Raw genomic sequence first — 3,345 nt, 5'->3', positions numbered from 1 at the left:
CCCAATAAGCCACTAATCCTCTAAAATGATCTATTCTAACCATGTCGTATAGGCAAAAAGCATATTTGAGCCTTTTTATCCACCATTCAAATCCTCGTTCTTCGATTACTTCCCAATTATATAAGGGATTACCCCAATATTGCCCTGTCACGCTGAAATAATCAGGAGGAACTCCTGAGACTTCAAGCGGCATCCCCTCGTCATCTAGGCAAAACATCTCTTGGTTCGTCCATACATCAACGCTATCGTGAGCCACGTACAAAGGCATATCCCCAAACATGCTAATCCCTCGAGAGTTTGCATAATGGCGCAATCTGCTCCACTGATCATAAAAGATGTATTGAACAAACTTTTCTTTATTCATATAATCAGCAAACTTTTTTTTAGCTATATCAACGGCTCCAGCTTCTTTCCTTCTCAAATCTTGCGGCCACATGTACCAAGGAAGGTGATAGTAAGATTTAAGGGCTTGGTATAACGCATAATCTTCAAGCCACCACTCGTTTGTTTTGCAAAAGCGTTGAAACTTGCCGTCTGGGAGAAAGCTATCATACGCTTTTTGTAATAGCTGTAGGCGAACGCTCCAAGCGCGCTTAAAATCGGCATCTGGGCTGCTAAATTTTGAAGGAAGATCACCGTTACACAAATAACCATCCTCAACCAATATCTCGGGGCTTATGAGCAGGGGGTTGCCAGCAAACACAGAAGTTGAGTTATACGGAGAAAAATCATAAATTTCCTCCGTTGGGTTTAATGGTAAAATTTGCCAAACTGATTGGCCATGTGCCCATAACAAATCAACAAAGCGATACCCCATTGGCCCCATGTCGCCAATGCCCCAACCAGATGGCAATGATGTCAAATGTAGTAATATTCCACTTCTCCTGTGAGCCATAAAATCGTATTCCGTCCTGTTTGCGACATTTTTCATCATCTGGTAAAATGATATACCAAAACATCTAGCTTGTGGTATAATGTTCTAGAATTCTTAGTGTCAATTTACGTTTTCTTTAAAAAACAATTCTTAAGGAGGTTTACGCAATGCCAGCAAAAAAATTTGTCACCATCGATGGCAACGAGGCCACGGCATCAGTCGCATATAGGCTATCTGAAGTTGCTGCAATATACCCCATAACGCCTTCTTCTCCTATGGGCGAGTATGCTGACGAATGGGCTGCGAAAGGTGACCCCAATGTGTGGGGCTTCGTCCCAAAGGTCGTCGAATTACAGAGTGAAGGAGGAGCTTCTGGTTCCCTTCACGGAGCACTCCAAGGTGGAACACTTGCCACGACGTTTACTGCATCTCAAGGACTACTCTTGATGATCCCCAATATGTACAAAATTGCAGGAGAGTTGACATCCGCTACCATGCACGTCTCGGCAAGAACTATCGCTACTCATGCACTTTCCATATTTGGAGATCATAGTGATGTCATGGCAGTCAGGCAAACGGGATGGGCGCTTTTAGCATCGAATTCGGTGCAAGAGGCACATGACCTTGCAGTTATCGCCACAGCCTCAACGCTAAAAAGTAGGGTACCGTTCCTTCATTTCTTTGATGGTTTTAGAACATCCCACGAAATCAGTAAAATAGAGTACATTGGTGATGATACGCTGAGACAGATGGTAGACTTTGATCTGGTCCTAGAACACAGAAAACGTGCGCTTTCCCCTGACCGTCCGTTCATCCGCGGCACAGCCCAAAATCCCGACGTTTTCTTCCAATCTAGAGAGGGTTGTAATCCCTACTTCATGGTCTGCCCCAAAATCGTGCAGGAAGTGATGGATCAATTTGCGAAGCTAACGGGCAGACAATATCACTTATTTGACTACATGGGCGCACCTGACGCAGAGCGAGTGTTAATCTTAATGGGCTCAGGCGCCGAGGTGGCCCACGAAACTGTAGAGTACCTTACAAAACAGGGAGAAAAGGTTGGTATCGTAAAGGTGCGGCTTTACAGACCCTTCTCCATCGGGCATTTTGCAAAAGCTCTCCCCAAAACCACGAAGTCAATCGCCGTACTTGATCGTACTAAAGAGCCCGGAAGCACTGGCGAGCCTTTGTACCTCGACGTCGTAAACGCCATATATGAAGCCAAACGCAATGGCAGCTTAAGCCCAGATTTCGATCCGACTGTTATTGGCGGACGGTATGGCCTATCTTCCAAGGAGTTTACACCGGCCATGGTTAAATCTGTCTTTGACGAGCTAAAGAAATCCAGTCCCAAAGACCATTTTACCGTCGGCATAGAAGATGACGTAGCCAATACAAGCCTGGATGTGGATCCTAGCTTTTCCATAGCCGATCCCGAGTCCACAAGAGCTGTATTTTTTGGCTTGGGTGCAGATGGCACGGTAGGTGCAAATCAAAATTCGATCAAGATAATAGGTGAGGAGACCGACCTTTATGCTCAAGGTTATTTCGTATACGACTCCAAGAAAGCGGGTGGCTATACCATCTCGCACCTCCGTTTCGGACCAAACCCCATTCGTTCGACTTATCAGATCGATAAAGCCAACTTCGTAGCTTGTCATCAGTTCGCCTTTACAGAAAAGTTAAACATTCTCGATATAGCCGAAGAGGGAGCTGTATTCTTGCTCAACTCCCCCTACCCCGCCGAAGAGGTATGGGATCGTTTGCCACGGACGATGCAACAACAAATTATAGACAAGAAATTGCGCTTCTACGTAATAGATGCCTATAGTTTAGCAAGGGAAGTAGGATTAGGTCCTCGCATAAACACTATAATGCAAACATGTTTCTTCTACTTGAGCAGGGTTATTCCTTTTGACCTCGCCATAGAAAAGATAAAAGAAGCGATAGTACAAACCTACGGCAAACGAGGAGAAGTCGTGGTGAACAAAAACATAGCAGCGGTCGATGCTGCTTTAGAACACCTGCACGAGGTCAAGGTACCTGGCGAAGTGACGAGCAACTTCGACATCAAACCAGCCGTGTCCGATAAAGCACCGGAATTTGTCAAAGAGGTACTCGGTCCCATGATGGTACTACAAGGGGACAAGCTTCCTGTCAGTAAGCTTCCGGATGATGGAACTTTCCCCTCTGGAACCTCCAAATGGGAAAAACGCAACATCGCCGTTGAAATCCCTAAATGGAACCCGAGTGCATGCATACAATGTGGGCGTTGTACCTTCATTTGCCCTCATGCCACAATAAGGGCAAAGGTATATGACAAATCATACCTAAATGATGCCCCAGAAGGATGGCAATACGCTGAGGCGAAATGGCCTCAATATAAAGAACAGGTCTTTACTATTCAAATCGCACCCGAAGATTGCACGGGATGTGGCAGCTGTGTCGCCAATTGTCCGGTAAGCAAAAAC

Annotated in this window: 2 protein-coding genes; one reads left to right on the top strand and one right to left on the bottom strand. The window is 45.6% G+C overall.

From position 1 onward, the window contains the following. On the bottom strand, window positions 1-934 hold a 934-nt coding region (gene malQ, locus Q7P41_RS07300), incomplete at its 3' end, for a 4-alpha-glucanotransferase (protein WP_303883182.1). Between the two features lie 107 nt (window positions 935-1,041). On the opposite strand from malQ, the gene nifJ reads away from it, so the two are divergent. Beyond that, the coding region (gene nifJ, locus Q7P41_RS07295; protein WP_303883181.1) for a pyruvate:ferredoxin (flavodoxin) oxidoreductase at window positions 1,042-3,345 on the top strand (2,304 nt) is incomplete at its 3' end.

It is taken from the genome of Acetomicrobium mobile (genome assembly GCF_937920065.1).
Note: the sequence above shows the minus strand (reverse complement) of the source record. Positions and strands in the feature narration are given on the sequence as shown.